Below are 16,703 nucleotides of genomic sequence, written 5' to 3'. Positions count from 1 at the left end.
AGCTTTAAAAATTAAATAAACAATAAATGATCTCTTTAACTACTAAATATATTATTATAGGCGCAGGTCTATCAGGTCTTACAACTGCTTTTCAATTGAATAAATCAGGAGAAAGAGATTTTATGGTTTTAGATGCTAGAGCTAAAATTGGAGGTAGAATTTTAACAAATAATCAGATAGATTTTGGAGCTACATGGTTTCAAAATCATCACACAAATGTGGCTGCAATGTTGAGGGAGTTAAAGGTTGAAAAATTCCCTCAATATTCTAAAGGTCGTAGTGTTTTAGTATATAGCACAATGGCTCCTGAGCATTATTTTCAAAATGACCCTAATGCTCCTTCAGCCTATAGGGTTGCAGGCGGTTCTGTTACTTTAATTAATGAACTAGCTGCTCCTTTTAATAATCAAATTAAAACTAATACTACTGTGTTAGCCATTGAAGATATTAATGATGGTGTGAAAATAACAACTAGTAATGGTATTTATAAAGCAGACAAAGTAATTATAACTATACCACCGCGTATAGCAACACTTATAAATTTTACTCCAGAATTACCTAATAATTTAACGGAGATAATGAAAAATACGCATACGTGGATGAGTAATGCAATTAAAGTGGGTTTAAAATTTAGAAATCCATTTTGGAAAGATAAAAATTTATCAGGCACTATTATAGGGCAAGTAGGTGCTGTGACGGAGTTGTATGATCATTCTAATATCAAAAACAGCGAGTTTGGTTTAATGGGCTTTGTAAATGAAGCATTGCGTGATTTGAGTAGTGAAGATAGAAAAACGAAAATTCTTGAATACTTGACTAAGTATTTAGGAGAAGAAATTATGGAGTACACCTCTTATGACGAAAAAGATTGGTCGCAAGATAAAAATACTTCATCTGATAATATAAAGTCAATATATATGAGTCCGTCGTATGGAAATCCTATGTTTAGCGACTATTACCTAAATGGTAAAGTCTTATTTTCAGGTGCCGAAACTTCTCCTGTTCATGGAGGTTATATGGATGGGGCAATTTATAGTGGAAAATTAGCAGCCAAAAAACTAAAGAGCATTTGAAAGATTCTCAAAAAATAGAACAATATCACCTACACAAATCACACCCTGATAAATTGCAGTTTCAGGTATATGATTTAAAAGCATATCGAATAAAGAATCCAAATAAAGCAGCTATTGCACACTCGCATAGTTATTATCAAATAATATGGTTTTTTAATAAAGGAGGTAACCATACAGTAGATTTCAACTCGTATACTATTGAAAAAAACTTAATACTCTTTATTAATAAAGACCAAGTTCATTCTTTTGATGAAAACCTAGAAGTGGAGGGCTATTTAATTCATTTCAATGAAAGTTTTTTTATGCATTATGATGTTGATATTTTTTTAAAATACAGCATATTTAATATAGAAGACAACCCTTGCTATGTGATAGATGCTACTACAGTTAAAACAGTAGAGGACCATATTAAATTAATAAAAAATGAGTTACCTAATAGGTTCAGTTTTGGGCATGAAGATATGATTCGCTTTTTATTGAAATCTCTTTTAATAAATATAGAACGAACACATTATTCTGATACGAGTAGAAAATTAGAAATTAACAATGATTATACAAGACAACTATTTAGTTTTAAAGATCTTATTGAGGTGAATTTCACAAATGGGTTGTCTGTAAACGATTATGCAAAATTATTAAATACGTCTTCTAAAACACTAACAGCTATAACAAAGCAATTAGTAAGCAAAGTTCCTTCAGAACTTATTAAAGAGCGAGTAATGCTAGAAGCTAAGCGATTATTGAAATTCACGAGCCTTCACATAAATGAAGTTGCGTTTCGGTTGGGTTTTGAAGATGATTCTTACTTTGTAAAGTATTTTAAACGTAATATGGGAATGTCTCCACGGAAGTATAGGAATACTATTTCATGAAATTATATCTGCTTTATATGGCATTGATATAGCTATTTTTAGATTGGTTAATTATTAATACGCTAAAACCTTTGCTGTATTATTGTCAAATCAACACTACGTATTTATACGTATTTTTTGTACCTTTCGATGAATAATTATGGTGCATTTGCATCTAGATTTAAAATCATGCAAAAAAACACAACACATAAAACTATTTGTTCCTATTGCGGCGTAGGCTGTGGGATAATAGTAGAAAAAGATGCTAAAGGTGTATTGAGTGTAGAAGGTGATGAAAATTACCCTGTAAATACAGGAATGTTATGTTCTAAAGGTAAAAATTTAAACTACGTAGCTCAAGATACTACTAATCGTATTTTATATCCAGAAATGAGATGGAGTAGAAACCATCCGATGCAACGTGTTAGTTGGGATACTGCTTTTGAAAGGGCAGCAGCCGTTTTTAAAAGTATAATAGATAAACATGGCCCAGATAGTGTAGGTTTTTATGTGTCTGGTCAATGTTTAACCGAAGAGTATTATTTAGCGAATAAAATTATAAAAGGTTTTATAGGGAGTAATAATATAGATACCAACTCACGTTTATGTATGAGTTCTGCCGTTGTTGGTTATAAAAAAACAGTAGGAGAAGATTCAGTTCCGATAGCGTATGCTGATATAGAATTAGCTGATTGTTTTTTAATTGCAGGTGCAAATCCAGCATGGTGCCACCCTATATTATTTAGACGATTAGAAAAGCATAAAGAAGAAAATCCGAATGTAAAAATTATCGTTGTAGATCCTCGAAAAACACAGACTTGTGCTTCTGCAGATTTGCATTTGCAAATTTTACCAGGTACCGATGTTATTCTTTTTAATGCAATTGCCCGTTTATTGATTGAGAAGAAAAAAATTGATAAAAATTTCATTAAAAAGCATACTGTAAATTTTGAAGAATGTAAAGAGAGTGCTTTTCAATTAACTATACGCCAAGCGGCCGAAAAATGTGGTATTCCTGCTGATGAGATTAAAAAAGCAGCCCAGTATATAGGTAATGCAAAAGGTTTTATTAGTATGTGGACGATGGGACTTAACCAAAGTGTCATTGGGGTTTCTAAAAATGTTTCATTACTTAATTTATCATTATTAACAGGACAGATAGGTAAGCCAGGCTCTGGCCCTTTTTCTTTAACAGGGCAACCAAATGCAATGGGTGGTAGAGAAGTTGGTGGAATGGCAAATTTATTGGCAGCTCATAAAGATTTAAACAACCCAGTACATAGAAAAGAAGTTTCTGATTTTTGGGGAGGAAAACCTATTCAAGAAAAGCCAGGCTACACAGCAACTGAAATGTTTGATGCTCTTGATGAAGGTAAGCTAAAAGCAATTTGGGTGATTTGTACAAACCCAGTTGTGAGTATGCCAAATGCAAACAAGGTAGAAAGAGCTTTGAAGAAAGCTAGTTTTGTTGTTGTGCAAGAGATATCGCATAAATCAGAAACTTCAAAATTTGCTGATCTTTTGCTTCCTGCCGCAGGTTGGTTAGAAAAAGAAGGTACAATGACAAATTCTGAACGTAGAATTAGTTACCTACCAAAGGTTATAGATGCGCCGGGTGAAGCATTACCTGATGCAGAAATATTATGGCGTTTTGCCCAAACAATGGGCTTTAATGGTTTTGATTATAAAAATGCTAGCGAAGTTTATGATGAACATTGCTTGCTAACAAAAGGTACTAAAATTGATATTTCAGGTTTATCTTATGATAGGCTAAAAAATGAAGGTAGTTTTCAATGGCCAGTTCCGCATAACACACATTTAGGTACACCACGGTTGTTTAACGATTTAGTTTTTGATACTCCAGATACAAAAGCACATTTTAATGCGCCAACTGAATTGTATAATAAATCAGAAGAAACAAATATTGACTACCCTTTAATTTTAAATACAGGTAGGGTTCGCGATCAATGGCATACACGTACAAAAACAGGTAAAGTAAAACGCTTATTAACGCATATTCCTGATCCTTATTTAGAAATGAATAAGGTTGATGCTTATTTGAGAAAATTGAAAGAAGGCGATATTGCCGTTATACAAAGTAGGCGTGGTGAAGTTCAGGTTAAAGTAACTATCAATTACGATATTAGAGAGCAAGTTGTTTTCTTGCCTATGCATTGGGGTAAAGTTTTGAATAACGATTTTGGACGCGCTAATAATTTAACGAATGATATTGTAGACCCCGTTTCTAAAGAGCCTGATTTTAAATACTGCGCGGTACAAGTAAAAAAGTATGTAAAGCCAAAGCAAAAGGTAGTTGTTATTGGTGCAGGTGCAGCAGCCTATCGTTTCATACAATCGTATAGAGAGAAGAATGATACAGATGAATTACATGTTTTTTCTAAAGAAAAAGACCCTTTTTATAACAGAGTTTTGTTGCCGGAATATGTTAGTGATGAACTATCATGGGAAGCACTTGAGAAGCTTAAAAAAGGAGAGTTAGAAAAGTTAGATGTAACTCTACATCCAGGAATAGGAATTTCTAATATAGAAGATGATACTAAAAAAGTAATTGATTCTAATGGGGTTGAACATTCTTTTGATTTGTTGGTTATGGCAACAGGTAGTCGGGCTTTTGTACCTAGTGATGTGCAAATAAAATTGCCAGGTCGTTTCACAATGCGTGAGCGTGGTGATGCGGATAGGTTAAAAAAGTATTTAGGAGAAACTGGTTTAAAAAATGACGAGCAACATGTGGTAATTGTTGGTGGTGGTCTTCTAGGTTTAGAATTAGCAGCAGCTTTAAAAAAGATAAATGTAAATATTAGCATTATTCAACGAGCACCTCGTTTAATGGAACGGCAGTTAGATAATGTGGCAAGTAAGTTATTAGCACAAGATGTTTTAGAACGAGGAATCAACTTATATTTTGATAATGAAGTAAGTACTGTTTTTGAAGAAAAAACAAGCAACCATACTATATTGGTAAACCTTAAAACTGGTAAAACAATAAAATGTAATGCTATAGTTTATGCTATTGGTACAAGGCCAAATATAGAATTAGCAAAGCAAACTAAATTAAAAACAAGGCGTGGTGTGGTTGTAAATTCATATTTACAAACGAGCAACCCATCTATTTTTGCTTTGGGTGAAATAGCAGAATTTAATAATGCTCTTTTCGGTATTACTTCAGCGGCAGAGCAACAAGCTGATATTGCCGCAAACTATATTTTAGGAGATTTTAGTAGTATTTATAGCGGATCGGTATTAATGAATATTTTAAAGTTCGAAAACTTAGATCTTTGTAGTATCGGTATGGTAAACTCACCTGCTGGTGATAGTAGCTATGAAGAGATTATTTTAATGGATGTTAGTAAGCGTTTTTATAAAAAATGTATCGTAAAAGATGACACTTTAAAAGGTGCTATCTTAATGGGAGATAAAAACGAATTTGCAGAATTTAAACGATTAATAGAAGAAGAGATAGAGCTTTCTGAGAAAAGAAACGAATTGCTTCGTGGAGCATCTAGTGCAGTGCCTCTAAAGGGTAAACTAGTTTGTTCTTGCAGTCAAGTAGGCGATAGTAATATTGAAGATGCTATAAAAGCTGGCTGCTCTGATTTTATAAAACTTTGCTCAGAAACAGGTGCTGGTTTAGGTTGCGGTAGTTGTAAACCAGAAATTAAAGAGATATTAAAAAATCAACTTCAGCTAACGAATTAATAGCAGTATTATGAATGACGATTTACACAGAATACTATTAAAAGGCGGAGTAACATCACCAGGAGAGCTTAAAGATGTTATTACAATGCTTGAAGCTGCAGGACTCAAGGAAGTTTACTTTGGATCTAGGCAAGATTTACTTTTTCCGCTTAATAATGCAAAAGAAGAGCAGTTAGAAAGTATCTCTAAATTTAATACAGATATCATTAGTGAGCGGCCTTATCAAAATATAGTATCATCTTATGTGTGCGCTGATATTTTTGATATGACGTATTGGTTAAAAGGATCTACCTATTTATATATTTTAGAAGGTTTTGACTATTTACCAAATTTAAAAATTAACATCACCGATTCAAAGCAGCGTTTAGTGCCAATTTTTAGTGGTAATCTTAACTTTATAGCATCTGAAAGTGAAGATTATTGGTATTTGAATGTAAAATTACCGCATTGGGAAAAGGCTGCTTATTACCCAGTTTTAATTTATAGTTGGGATATTAATACAATATCAAAAGCTATTGAAAATATATTTGAAGATATTCAAGACGTAGAAGAGCTGTTTTTTGTTTTGAATAAAAACTTAGACACCAATAATAAAACTATTGAAAAAGAACTTGAAGTACCATACTTAACCTTTCCATATTATGAAGGTATGAACCGTATGGGGTTAGATCAGTATTGGTTGGGCTTATATTGGAGGAATAATAGGTATGATTTAAGTTTTTTAAAAGAATTTTGTGGCTTTTGTTTAGATAATGGGATTGGTAAAATTTGTATTACTCCGTGGAAATCATTTATTGTAAAAGGAATAAAAACTCAAAGTAGACCAGATTTAGAAAAATTTTTAGGGCAAAGAGGAATTAATATTCGTCACTCACAATTAGAAATGAATTGGCATTTACCTGTTGATGATGCAGAAGCATTAGAATTAAAGAAATTTTTGGTTTTAAGCTTTGATCAAAATGATATTAGTACTTACGGGCTAACTTTTGGATTAAGTAACGACTCTGGAAAAAGATCACATTTTTCGTCAGTAATAATCGAAAAAAACACACCACCGACTATTGTAAAAGACTTTACAATTCGCCCAACATATAATGTTCTTCACTTTAAAAATTTTGATCCTAATACGCATATATATGAGGCTTATGCGCATGATGTAGATAAAATTGAGTTACCAGGTTTGTTAATGGAGTTAAGTAAAAAATACTTTGAGCAACTGGGGCATATAGAAATAAAAGATTTAGCACCTAAAAATAAAACAGAAGATATATTAAGATCTGTTTACCAATGTGTATCTTGTTATACGGTGTATGATGAGGTTTATGGTGATGAGAGTGCAGAAATAAAAGCAGGCACTTTATTTGATCAATTACCAGACAATTATTGCTGCCCAGTATGTACATCTCAAAAAAGTAATTTTAAAATAAAAGAGTTGCAACTTTCATAAAAAGGCAATTAAAAAAGCTGATTTTTAATTCTGTAAAGCTCTTAATTCCTTTATTGATTGTGGTTTCGGTTAAATTCACTAATTTTGTGAACTTGCTTAGAGCTCGTGTGTATTATGTTAAATCATTCACAAACACAGTTTTATAAATAGGAAAAAGGGGGAACATAACATTTAAAATCTCTACATATGTCAACAAACGGTAAGACGGTAATAGATTTAAACGCGAAAAGCGAAGAAGCTAGCTCAAAAATAGATTTAATCAAAAATTTAATTTTTGGAGAAAATATACAAGAATATAATTCTGAATTTGAGGCTCTTAAGAAAGATATTCTAGATAAGAAAAAAGTTTTAGAAGAGCTAATTGAAGAAGTTCGTACAGATTTAAATACTGCAATAGACTCTGTTTCTACAGATATTAACATCAGAGTTACTGAGCTTGAAGAAAAATTAGAAGACAGAATAGAGCAAATAGATTCTGAAAAATTAGATAAAAAACTACTTGGAAACTTATTGATTGAGTTAGGCGAGAAAGTGAATAAAAAATAGTTTTTTCTAAATCCGATTAGCCATGGTTGAAAGAGACAAAGTAGAGCTTTTAAAAGACATTTTGTTCACTGATGACCGGGAATTTGCAGAGAAAATTGCGAAACGAATAGAAATTATAGAGAAAACTGTTAACGAAAGAGAACAGCTTTCGGAAAAAGTAAACCCTATAATTTCAAAACAGTTAGACGACTTTGTTGCTGAAATCCCTAAATCATTGGGGCCTACCATTACTGCGACTTTAAAAGAAGAAATTCGAAAAAATAAAGAAGAAATAGTTGATGCACTTTATCCAATTTTGGGTAAAATGATAAAGAAATATATTTCTCAAGAGATGAAAATGCTCTCGGAGCGAATAAATAAAAAAATATCAGCACAACGGTGGAAAATAAAATTTAGATCTTGGTTTGGAGGTGTAAAAGAAGAGGAGTTAATTTTAAGTGAGCTCTCAATGGCATCTATTGAGCAAGTTTTATTAATAGAAAGAGGTTCGGGAATACTTGCTGCAAGTTTTTCGAAAACTAAAACTATAGATGAAGATATGATATCGGGTATGCTCACAGCCATTAAGGGTTTTGTTGAGGATGCATTTGGTCAAAAAAATCAAAATTTAGAACTCATAGAGTATGAGTTGTATAATATTCACCTTCAAAGTTTTGTTTCTTACTATGTAGCTGTGGTTATTTCGGGTAATTATTCTTTAAGCTCAAAGAATAAAGTACAAGATTTAATTTTCGATTTTTACAATGATTTTAGTGGTAAAAATTTAGATGCTATTTTTGCATTAGAAGGTTCAGAAAATAAAAAAGGAGTAGATAGAATTTCTTTAGAAAAAGAATTGGTCTTAAAATTTAGAAATGCAAGTATCTAAAAAAATAGTAGTATTAGGTCATTTTGGAGTTGGTAAAACCTCTCTGATTAGAAGGTTTGTTGAGGATAGTTTTTCTGATAATTACAAGGTTTCAATAGGGGTACATATCACGAAAAAAGTTGTAGAAATAGCGGTAAATGATGAAATATCACTTATACTTTGGGATTTAGAAGGTACAGACGACTTAAAGACGATTCGTGATGCTTATTTGTTAGGTACTCATGGTGTTGTTTTTGTTTTTGATGTAACTCGACCATCAACATTTCAATCGTTACATGCAGATTTAGAAATTGTGAAATCTAAAATGCCATCATTACCTTTAATGGTTGTTGGTAACAAGGCTGATTTAGTTGTAAAATCTGAATTAGAAATACTATTAAAAAACAATAATTTAACTACTAGTTTTTTAACAAGTGCAAAAACAGGTGATGCTGTTAACGATATGTTTTTAGAATTAGCTAAGCTTATAAAATAATATGCTTAAAAAGTATCAAGAAGAGCATACGGTAAAAAACATTCAGTTTATTTTAACTGATTTTGATGGGGTTATTCTTGATTCTGATCAAGCGATATTTCATGTTCAACCTAAAGATTATTTAGTAAGTATTCACCCTTTTTTCGAAAGCTTTTCTTCATTAAAGGATGCATTGGATAATGATGTTATATTCAATTGTGTGCATTTAAATTTTAATGATAAAGAATATATTACTGATATTAAATTTGCTCGAAAAAAAGAAGGTTTTTTAGTTGTAGTTTCAGATTACACATCGCATTACACTGAGTATCAGTTGATAGCGCAATCTCGAAATGAGTCAATTATAAATGGGGAACTTATAGCAATTAAGAACGCAGAACTAAAAGAGAGAGAGAGATTTAAAGATATTTTTATTCGAAACTTTAGTCATGAGTTAAGAAATCCGCTTACTAGTATTATTTCAATCACCAAATTGCTTTCTGATACAGAAATGACTTCTCATCAAGAGAATATGCTTTCTTTTTTACAAGATTCCAATTCCAACTTAAAATTATTATTAGATGATATTTTAAGTATTAGTATGATTTCTTCAGGGCAATTAAAGCTCAGAGATGGTTTGTTCAGTTTAAAGCAATTAACTCAATTAATTGAATTTACCTATAAGACTAAGGCAAAAGAATCTGGGGTAGCTTTTACTTTAAAAGTAGATAAAAAAATTCCAGAATTTGTAGAGGGTGATCGGCTTAGGCTTTATCAAACACTTACGAACTTATTGGATAATGCCTTTAAATATACTGAAAAAGGTAAAGTACATTTAGATGTACAGTTTAATCAGATTAGGGCAAATAAGATAAGTTTAAGGTTTGAGGTTATTGATACAGGTATAGGTATATCTGAAGATAATATTGATAGTATTTTTGAGAGTTTCTCTCAGTTAAATATTTACCAGAACCAAACAAGCCGTAAGGGTTCAGGTTTAGGACTTTCAATAGTAAAGGGTTTGCTAAATTTAATGGGTAGTGAAATTAGGGTAATTTCAGAAGTAGATAAGGGGTCAACCTTTTATTTTGATATTGTTTTAAAGCAGCCAATTCTTTCTAAGAATAAACCAGTAATTGTCAAAAAAGGAAGTGTAAAGAACAAAATAAATTTAAAAGAAGGTGAAAAGTATCGTTTACTTTTGGTAGAAGATGATATTAATGTGCAAACTGTTCTTTTCAAGTTTTTACTAAGTACTAATTATTTCTATATTGACCTTATTAATGATGGATCTCAGGTTATGGGGCAATTGGTTAATGAAGAGTATGATATTATACTTATGGATGTCAATTTGCCAAGTGTGTCAGGAGATCAAGTAACAAGGTTGATTAGGGATTTTCCTTTTAAAAATATCAAAAAAATTCCTATTATAGGACTTACTGCGTATTCATACGAAGATAATTTTAAGGCCTATAAAAAGGCGGGTATGAATGCTGTTCTATCAAAGCCTTTTGAGCATGATGAGCTTATGGCTACTATTGGTAAATATTTAAAAAAATAACATCTTTTAATTAATATTTTCCACACTCTTTTTAAATCTATACGTCCCTTTTTCGAATTTCGAACAATTTTATTTTTATAAAAAATGAAAGAAAAATACTACAAATAAGTATTTCATCGCATTTAATACGCTTTTAATCGAAGATTTAAAAAAAGTATATTATCATTCTTCAAATAATAAACAGCAAAGTACATTTACATTGTTATTAATGAATTAGAGGATATAATATCAAGAAATAACATGTTTTATAAGCAACGTTATGACAATATCTTTTTGGGTAAATTTTTTCTTTGTACTTAGTACATTTTGCTTTTTATTTTCATTGTATTTGGTATTAAGTTTATTTTCATTGAAAAAAAAAGTAAATAATTTAATTAATAAATTGAAAGAAAATCAAGATAAGAAATGAAGCAGTTAATTACGTCTTTAATAATGGGTACTCTATGTATAACGGTTTGGATCGTTGCGGCGCCAATATTAAATAGTGATGAAATTCAAGAAAAAGAGAGTAAAGTAGTAGTTGATAAATTAGATAGAGAAGCACAAACACTAACCATGTTATAAAAGTGCCGAGAATAACAAACCTAATACAATGGTTGAATAGTAAAGTGTTTGTTATGTTCCCCCAAAGGGTATTTTGAAAGCAATTTCAAATGCCCTTTTTTTTATCTAAAAAGTATTAGAATAGCTCCTATCGCAGTTAAAATAAGAATCATTTTTCTATAAAAATCATCCTTAATAATCTTCACTAATCGCACTCCTATAAAAGCTCCTAAAATAATACCCGAGCTTAGTTTTGCATCAACTAATAAAGTATCAATAGTAATAGTTTTCCAGACAAAAATGTGAAAAGGTAATTTAAACACATTTACAATAAAAAATAACCATGCAGCAGTACCAATAAATTCATTTTTTGGTAATCGCATCGCTAAAAAAAAGATATTAGAAAAGGCACCAGCTAAATTCCCGATCATAGTAGTAATACCGGCCATAATACCTATGGAACCTGCAAAAGCCCAATGTGTAGGTACAGATTTACTTTTTTTCTTATCCCACCAGTACATCATTATAACGCTACTTATAATAATAATGGTCATTCCGTATCTAAAAGTATTTTCATCTAAATCTTTACCTATAAAAACACCAATAAGAACCCCCAAAATCATCCAAGGTAAAAAACGAATAATATATTTCCACTGTGTATGGCGATTGTAGTAGATAACCGCAAAAATATCTCCTACAATTAATAGAGGAACCATGAAGCCAGTAGACTCTTTTGCCCCAAAGGCAAGAGCCATTAGCGTAACCGTTATGATTGCAATTCCTTTAATACCTGCTTTAGAGATACCAATGACAATTGAAGCTAAAAAAGCCAACACCCATGATGCGGTAGAAAAATCAGAAACAATAAATAGTTGCAAAAGTTAAGTTTGATTGGTGAGTTACAAAAGTATTAGAAATTATTCATCTTTTATAAAGTCGTCATATGGCTACTGAATATAATAGTCTTTGTTTTATCTGATTAATAGATATTATTAAAAATATAAATTTTTATTAAAGTTTAATTAAAAAAGAGGTAGCTGATTTATTTTATCTAACTTTAATAAAAACGAGCATTATGGAAAATTCAAATACATATACAAAAATTTATAGCGGCAATCAGGTTTCTGTAATTTTATTAAAAGGTCTTTTAGAAGACGCAAAAATAGGAGTAATCGAAAAAAATGAGCAAAGGTCGGGTGTCATTGCTGGTTTTTCAGGGGGCACAGATTCTACAATTTCATTATCAGTAAGAGAATTTGATATTGAAAAGGCAAAAAACATAGTTTCAAATTTTAATTCCCAAAAAGGAGATTAAAATTAGTCTCTGTTTTTCATTAATTTAGAAACATATTTGCCAATCACATCAAATTCAAGGTTAACTATAGTTCCTTTTTTATAAGTGTTAAAACGGGTATGTTCGTAAGTATACGGTATAATAGCAACACTAAAAGTGTTTGTGCCAGAGTTTACAACGGTTAAGCTTGTACCATCAATAGTTATTGATCCTTTTTCTATAGTTGGGTTGTTCAAACCAGCATCATATTGAAATGAAAACACCCAGCTGCCATCTTTTTCTTCAACAGATGTACAAGTACCTATTTGGTCTACATGGCCTTGAACAATATGCCCATCTAATCTAGAACCTAAAATCATTGCGCGTTCCAAATTCACAAATTCACCAACCGTTAAATGTTCTAAATTTGTTTTTTGCAGTGTTTCGTCAATTGCCGTTACTGTGTAATTTTCAGCATCTAAAGCTACAACAGTTAGGCAAACTCCATTATGAGCAACACTTTGGTCAATTTTTAACTCTTGAGTAATTGAAGATTTTACAGTAATATGAAGATTAGAGTCTTCTTTTCTTAATTCTTTTACTTCTCCTAAAGTTTCGATAATTCCTGTAAACATGTTGTCGTTTTAATTAAGTAGTTTTGCAGTGTAAAATTACTATAAAGCCATAATATAATATGGAAGAAAGAAAAAAAATAAAATTAGGTATTTCTATTGGCGATTTAAATGGGATTGGTTGCGAGGTAGCCCTTAAGACTTTTGAAGATTCTAGGATGTTAGATTTTTGTACTCCAGTTTTTTTCGCATCAAATAAAACAATCTCTTATCAAAAAACAGAATTAGGTTTAGATATTAATTATAATGGTATTCAAGAGGCATCAAGAGCTTTGGATGGTAAAATAAATGTAGTTAATGTTTGGAAAGAAATTCCGAAGATAAATTTTGGAGAAGCAACTAAAGAAGCAGGTGATTTTGCATTAAAATCATTAAGAGCATCAGTAAAAGCTTTAAAAGACGGAGATATAGATGTTTTGGTTACAGCACCAATTAATAAAAACAATATTCAGTCAGAAGATTTTAATTTTCCAGGACATACTGATTTTTTAGCACAAGAGTTAGAAGGGGATAGCTTAATGTTTATGGTAACAGATTCATTAAAAGTGGGCTTGTTAACAGATCATATAGCAGTAAAAGATGTTGCAGGGGCTATTACAGCCGAGCTTGTAAAAAATAAAGTAAGCGTTATTGAAAACTCTTTGAAAGTAGATTTTGGAATTAGAAAGCCAAAAATTGCACTTTTAGGCATAAACCCGCATAGTGGAGATAATGGAGTAATTGGAAAAGAAGATGATCAAGTTTTAAAACCAATAATAAAAGAACTTTTTGAAGCAGGACATTTAATTTATGGCCCTTATTCAGCAGATAGTTTTTTTGGTTCTGATGGTTATTCAAAGTTTGATGCAATTTTAGCAGCTTACCACGACCAAGGGTTAATACCTTTTAAAACCTTATCATTTGGTAATGGGGTTAATTATACGGCAGGCTTAAATAAAGTAAGAACATCTCCTGATCATGGAACAGCATATGAAATTGCAGGTAAGGGAAAAGCAGACCATAGTTCTTTTAAAGAAGCAGTTTTTACGGCGATTGATATATTTAGAAATAGAGAAGAGTTTGCGGAATTAACAGCAAATCCTTTAAAAAAATCTAGATTGAAAAGAGAATTTAGATAAATGAGTTTAGGTAATAGCTATATCTAAAGTGAATAAAAAGTGTAAAAAAAAATAACTAAAATACAATTTAGTGTAAAAAGTTGGGTTTTAGTAAAATAATAGTATCTTTGCACCCGCCTTTGAGTGGCAGGAGCACTAATTTTTAAGTGTCAAACATGAAGAAGCATAGAGAGTTTATGATTCCTTTTTCTGGATTGAAGCAGGGAAAACATGAATTTGATTTTAAAGTAGACAATACGTTCTTTGAATCTTTTGAGTATAATGAGTTTGGTGGTGCAGCAATTGATTTGCATGTACTGTTAAATAGGTCGAGTACGATGTTGGAGTTAGAAATGACGGCAACGGGTACCGTAAACGTAAATTGTGATGTTACAAGTGAAGCATACGACCAACCAGTAACTGCTAATTTAGAATTAGTTGTAAAATTTGGGGAAGAGTATAACGATGACAATGACGAAATTTTAATCCTTCCTCACGGAGAGTTTAAAGTAGATGTATCACAATATGCATACGAGATGATAGTTTTGGCGGTTCCGTTGAAAAAAGTACATCCAGGAGTTTTGGATGGCACTTTAGAATCGGAAGCAATTTCAAAACTTGAAGAGTTACACCCGAAAGAGAAAAAAGTAAACAAAAAAAAAGAAACGGATCCTAGATGGGATTCATTAAAAAAGTTATTAACGGATAAATAAGTTGTAAAATGGCACATCCAAAAAGGAAGATTTCCAGAACTAGAAGAGACAAAAGAAGAACGCATTATAAGGCTGTTGCACCTACTCTTGCAAAAGACCCTACAACTGGAGAAATGCATTTGTACCACAGAGCACACTGGCATGAAGGTAAATTATACTACAGAGGTCAGGTTTTAATAGACAATACTGAAGAAGTAGTTGCGTAAGTAACTTTTCGTACAATTATATAAGCTCTCACTTTTAATTAAGTGGGAGTTTTTTTATTTCAACAAATCAGGAGTTAAAAAAGATAGCTTTTAGATAAAAAGTTACAAAAAGTCGTCAAAAATCACTAATTTTCGCCAAATTTGTTGCTTTTTTAAAGTTTTCAGCGAAAAATCGTTTCTAAATGAGTAAACTATCAGCGGCCATTACGGCGGTAGGGGCTTATGTTCCGGAATTTATAATGACCAACAAAATGTTGGAAGAGTTAGTAGATACCAATGATGAATGGATAACTACACGAACAGGCATTAAAGAAAGAAGAATATTAAAAAAGGAGGGAGAAGGTACTTCCTATATGGCTATTAAAGCAGCAGAAGACTTAATTAAAAAAAGAGGGATTGATCCTAAAGAAATTGATTTAGTTCTTGTAGGTACTGCTACACCCGATACTTTAGTAGCATCTACAGCTGCATACGTTGCCTCTGAAATAGGAGCAACAAATGCTTTTGCTTTTGATTTATTAGCGGCCTGTTCTAGTTTTTTATTCGGAATGTCGACTGCCGCAGGTTATATAGAATCTGGTAGATATAAAAAAGTATTATTAATAGGAGCCGATAAAATGTCGTCTATTATTGATTATACAGATAGAACTACATGTATTATTTTTGGTGATGGAGCTGGGGCTGCACTTTTTGAGCCTAATGAAGAAGGTTTAGGCTTGCAAGATGAGTATTTACGTTCTGATGGTTCTGGAAGATCTTTTTTAAGCATGAATGGAGGTGGCTCGGTAATGCCAGCAACTGAAGAAACTGTAAAAAATAGACAACATTTTATTTTTCAAGAAGGTAGAACTGTATTTAAATTTGCGGTTTCTAATATGGCATCAGCAGCAGCTGAAATCATGAAAAGAAATGATTTAACAGATACTGATGTTGATTGGCTTGTAGCGCACCAAGCTAATAAAAGAATTATTGATGCTACAGCCAATAGAATGGGTGTAGATAATGATAAGGTAATGATGAACATACATAAGTATGGTAATACCACATCAGCAACTTTACCGTTATTATTAAACGATTACGAAAACCAATTAAAAAAAGGAGATAACTTAGTTTTTGCTGCCTTTGGGGGTGGATTTACTTGGGGATCTATTTATTTAAAATGGGCTTACAATAGCAAATAAAAAATTCAACTATATTAAACTAGAATCCGATGGATATTAAAGAAATTCAAAGCTTGATTAAATTTGTAGCTAAATCAGGTGCAAGCGAAGTTAAATTAGAGATGAAAGATCTCAAAATAACTATTCGTACTGGAGCTATAGGTTCTTCTTCAGAAGGGACTACATATGTGCAACAATTACCGATGCACAACCCAATGATGCAACAAGTAGCTGCGCCAGCTGCTAATGAAGGAGCTTCTTCTGTTGAAATAGCAGCAAAAGCTGAGCAAGATGAAGATGCTAAATATATAACAATCAAATCTCCAATTATTGGAACTTTTTATAGAAAACCATCACCAGATAAGCCTGTGTTTGTTGAAGTAGGTAGTACTATTGGTAAAGGTGATGTTTTATGTGTTATTGAAGCAATGAAACTTTTTAATGATATTGAATCAGAGGTTTCTGGTAAAATAGTAAAAGTATTAGTTGACGATTCATCACCAGTAGAATTTGATCAACCATTATTTTTAGTAGACCCATCATAAGAAATTTTAAGTGC

The 16,703-nt window shown here is 31.6% G+C and carries 17 protein-coding genes; 15 read left to right on the top strand and 2 right to left on the bottom strand.

Annotated features, from left to right (window positions below; all coding sequences use genetic code 11):
* Window positions 1-26 precede the first annotated feature (26 nt).
* The 9 genes from H0I23_RS13880 (at window position 27) to H0I23_RS13840 (ending at window position 11,084) form a co-directional block, all read left to right on the top strand.
* Window positions 27-1,073 (top strand): FAD-dependent oxidoreductase, encoded by a 1,047-nt coding sequence (locus H0I23_RS13880; RefSeq protein WP_216783893.1) that lies wholly within the window; start codon window positions 27-29, stop codon window positions 1,071-1,073.
* The gene (locus H0I23_RS13875; protein ID WP_216783892.1) at window positions 1,070-1,945 is read left to right on the top strand and encodes an AraC family transcriptional regulator; all 876 of its coding nucleotides are present in this window, start codon (window positions 1,070-1,072) and stop codon (window positions 1,943-1,945) included. Before H0I23_RS13880 ends, H0I23_RS13875 begins: the two co-directional genes overlap by 4 nt.
* 168 nt (window positions 1,946-2,113) lie before the next feature.
* Window positions 2,114-5,644, top strand: coding sequence for a nitrate reductase (locus H0I23_RS13870; RefSeq protein ID WP_216783891.1), 3,531 nt, complete (start codon window positions 2,114-2,116; stop codon window positions 5,642-5,644).
* Window positions 5,645-5,654: 10 nt separating this feature from the next.
* A complete protein-coding gene (locus H0I23_RS13865; protein WP_216783890.1) occupies window positions 5,655-7,091 on the top strand; it encodes a rubredoxin in 1,437 nt (478 codons plus the stop codon).
* 186 nt (window positions 7,092-7,277) lie between these two features.
* Entirely contained in the window at window positions 7,278-7,637 is a 360-nt protein-coding gene (locus tag H0I23_RS13860) for a fructose 1,6-bisphosphatase (protein WP_216783889.1), read from the top strand.
* A gap of 22 nt (window positions 7,638-7,659) precedes the next feature.
* Window positions 7,660-8,505, top strand: coding sequence for a cell envelope biogenesis protein OmpA (locus tag H0I23_RS13855; protein WP_216783888.1), 846 nt, complete (start codon window positions 7,660-7,662; stop codon window positions 8,503-8,505).
* Window positions 8,492-8,980 (top strand): Rab family GTPase, encoded by a 489-nt coding sequence (locus H0I23_RS13850; RefSeq protein WP_216783887.1) that lies wholly within the window; start codon window positions 8,492-8,494, stop codon window positions 8,978-8,980. The genes H0I23_RS13855 and H0I23_RS13850 overlap by 14 nt, the downstream gene beginning before the upstream one ends.
* Window position 8,981: 1 nt before the next feature.
* Window positions 8,982-10,520, top strand: a complete 1,539-nt coding sequence (locus tag H0I23_RS13845; RefSeq protein WP_216783886.1) for an ATP-binding protein — start codon at window positions 8,982-8,984, stop codon at window positions 10,518-10,520.
* Between the two features lie 405 nt (window positions 10,521-10,925).
* Window positions 10,926-11,084 (top strand): hypothetical protein, encoded by a 159-nt coding sequence (locus tag H0I23_RS13840; RefSeq protein WP_216783885.1) that lies wholly within the window; start codon window positions 10,926-10,928, stop codon window positions 11,082-11,084.
* 101 nt (window positions 11,085-11,185) lie between these two features.
* Here the strand turns inward: H0I23_RS13840 and H0I23_RS13835 are convergent, their stop codons facing one another.
* A complete protein-coding gene (locus H0I23_RS13835; RefSeq protein ID WP_216783884.1) occupies window positions 11,186-11,941 on the bottom strand; it encodes a sulfite exporter TauE/SafE family protein in 756 nt (251 codons plus the stop codon).
* A gap of 197 nt (window positions 11,942-12,138) precedes the next feature.
* Here H0I23_RS13835 and H0I23_RS13830 point away from each other — a divergent pair, with 197 nt between their 5' ends.
* The gene (locus H0I23_RS13830; protein ID WP_216783883.1) at window positions 12,139-12,378 is read left to right on the top strand and encodes a putative signal transducing protein; all 240 of its coding nucleotides are present in this window, start codon (window positions 12,139-12,141) and stop codon (window positions 12,376-12,378) included.
* A gap of 2 nt (window positions 12,379-12,380) precedes the next feature.
* Here H0I23_RS13830 and H0I23_RS13825 read toward each other — a convergent pair whose 3' ends face one another.
* Entirely contained in the window at window positions 12,381-12,971 is a 591-nt protein-coding gene (locus H0I23_RS13825; protein ID WP_216783882.1) for a riboflavin synthase, read from the bottom strand.
* A 59-nt stretch (window positions 12,972-13,030) separates the two neighbouring features.
* Between H0I23_RS13825 and pdxA the strand changes: the two genes are divergently transcribed.
* From pdxA to accB, 5 genes are all read left to right on the top strand, one after another.
* A complete protein-coding gene (gene pdxA, locus H0I23_RS13820) occupies window positions 13,031-14,086 on the top strand; it encodes a 4-hydroxythreonine-4-phosphate dehydrogenase PdxA (protein ID WP_216783881.1) in 1,056 nt (351 codons plus the stop codon).
* A gap of 155 nt (window positions 14,087-14,241) precedes the next feature.
* Complete coding sequence (locus tag H0I23_RS13815; RefSeq protein ID WP_216783880.1) at window positions 14,242-14,778, top strand: DUF177 domain-containing protein; 537 nt, start codon at window positions 14,242-14,244, stop codon at window positions 14,776-14,778.
* A gap of 8 nt (window positions 14,779-14,786) precedes the next feature.
* Window positions 14,787-14,984 (top strand): 50S ribosomal protein L32, encoded by a 198-nt coding sequence (gene rpmF / locus H0I23_RS13810; protein WP_216783879.1) that lies wholly within the window; start codon window positions 14,787-14,789, stop codon window positions 14,982-14,984.
* Window positions 14,985-15,166: 182 nt separating this feature from the next.
* Window positions 15,167-16,165, top strand: a complete 999-nt coding sequence (locus tag H0I23_RS13805; RefSeq protein WP_216783878.1) for a beta-ketoacyl-ACP synthase III — start codon at window positions 15,167-15,169, stop codon at window positions 16,163-16,165.
* A 29-nt stretch (window positions 16,166-16,194) separates the two neighbouring features.
* Window positions 16,195-16,689 carry an acetyl-CoA carboxylase biotin carboxyl carrier protein gene (gene accB, locus H0I23_RS13800; RefSeq protein ID WP_216783877.1) on the top strand — a complete coding sequence of 165 codons (495 nt, stop codon included), beginning with the start codon at window positions 16,195-16,197 and terminating at the stop codon, window positions 16,687-16,689.
* Window positions 16,690-16,703 lie beyond the last annotated feature (14 nt).

Origin of the sequence: Cellulophaga sp. HaHaR_3_176 (assembly GCF_019021925.1) — a bacterium.
Classification (GTDB): Bacteria; Bacteroidota; Bacteroidia; order Flavobacteriales; family Flavobacteriaceae; genus Cellulophaga.
The sequence above is the reverse complement of the archived record's forward strand: the minus strand, read 5'-3'. Positions and strand labels throughout refer to the sequence as shown.

Coding starts and splice junctions, on each gene's coding strand:
- H0I23_RS13845 (WP_216783886.1), top strand. CDS start 8,982: ATGCTTAAAAAGTATCAAGAAGAGCATACGGTAAAAAACATTCAGTTT.
- H0I23_RS13860 (WP_216783889.1), top strand. CDS start 7,278: ATGTCAACAAACGGTAAGACGGTAATAGATTTAAACGCGAAAAGCGAA.
- H0I23_RS13830 (WP_216783883.1), top strand. CDS start 12,139: ATGGAAAATTCAAATACATATACAAAAATTTATAGCGGCAATCAGGTT.
- H0I23_RS13850 (WP_216783887.1), top strand. CDS start 8,492: ATGCAAGTATCTAAAAAAATAGTAGTATTAGGTCATTTTGGAGTTGGT.
- H0I23_RS13870 (WP_216783891.1), top strand. CDS start 2,114: ATGCAAAAAAACACAACACATAAAACTATTTGTTCCTATTGCGGCGTA.
- rpmF (WP_216783879.1), top strand. CDS start 14,787: ATGGCACATCCAAAAAGGAAGATTTCCAGAACTAGAAGAGACAAAAGA.
- accB (WP_216783877.1), top strand. CDS start 16,195: ATGGATATTAAAGAAATTCAAAGCTTGATTAAATTTGTAGCTAAATCA.
- H0I23_RS13855 (WP_216783888.1), top strand. CDS start 7,660: ATGGTTGAAAGAGACAAAGTAGAGCTTTTAAAAGACATTTTGTTCACT.
- H0I23_RS13815 (WP_216783880.1), top strand. CDS start 14,242: ATGAAGAAGCATAGAGAGTTTATGATTCCTTTTTCTGGATTGAAGCAG.
- H0I23_RS13840 (WP_216783885.1), top strand. CDS start 10,926: ATGAAGCAGTTAATTACGTCTTTAATAATGGGTACTCTATGTATAACG.
- pdxA (WP_216783881.1), top strand. CDS start 13,031: ATGGAAGAAAGAAAAAAAATAAAATTAGGTATTTCTATTGGCGATTTA.
- H0I23_RS13865 (WP_216783890.1), top strand. CDS start 5,655: ATGAATGACGATTTACACAGAATACTATTAAAAGGCGGAGTAACATCA.
- H0I23_RS13805 (WP_216783878.1), top strand. CDS start 15,167: ATGAGTAAACTATCAGCGGCCATTACGGCGGTAGGGGCTTATGTTCCG.
- H0I23_RS13880 (WP_216783893.1), top strand. CDS start 27: ATGATCTCTTTAACTACTAAATATATTATTATAGGCGCAGGTCTATCA.
- H0I23_RS13825 (WP_216783882.1), bottom strand. CDS start 12,971: ATGTTTACAGGAATTATCGAAACTTTAGGAGAAGTAAAAGAATTAAGA.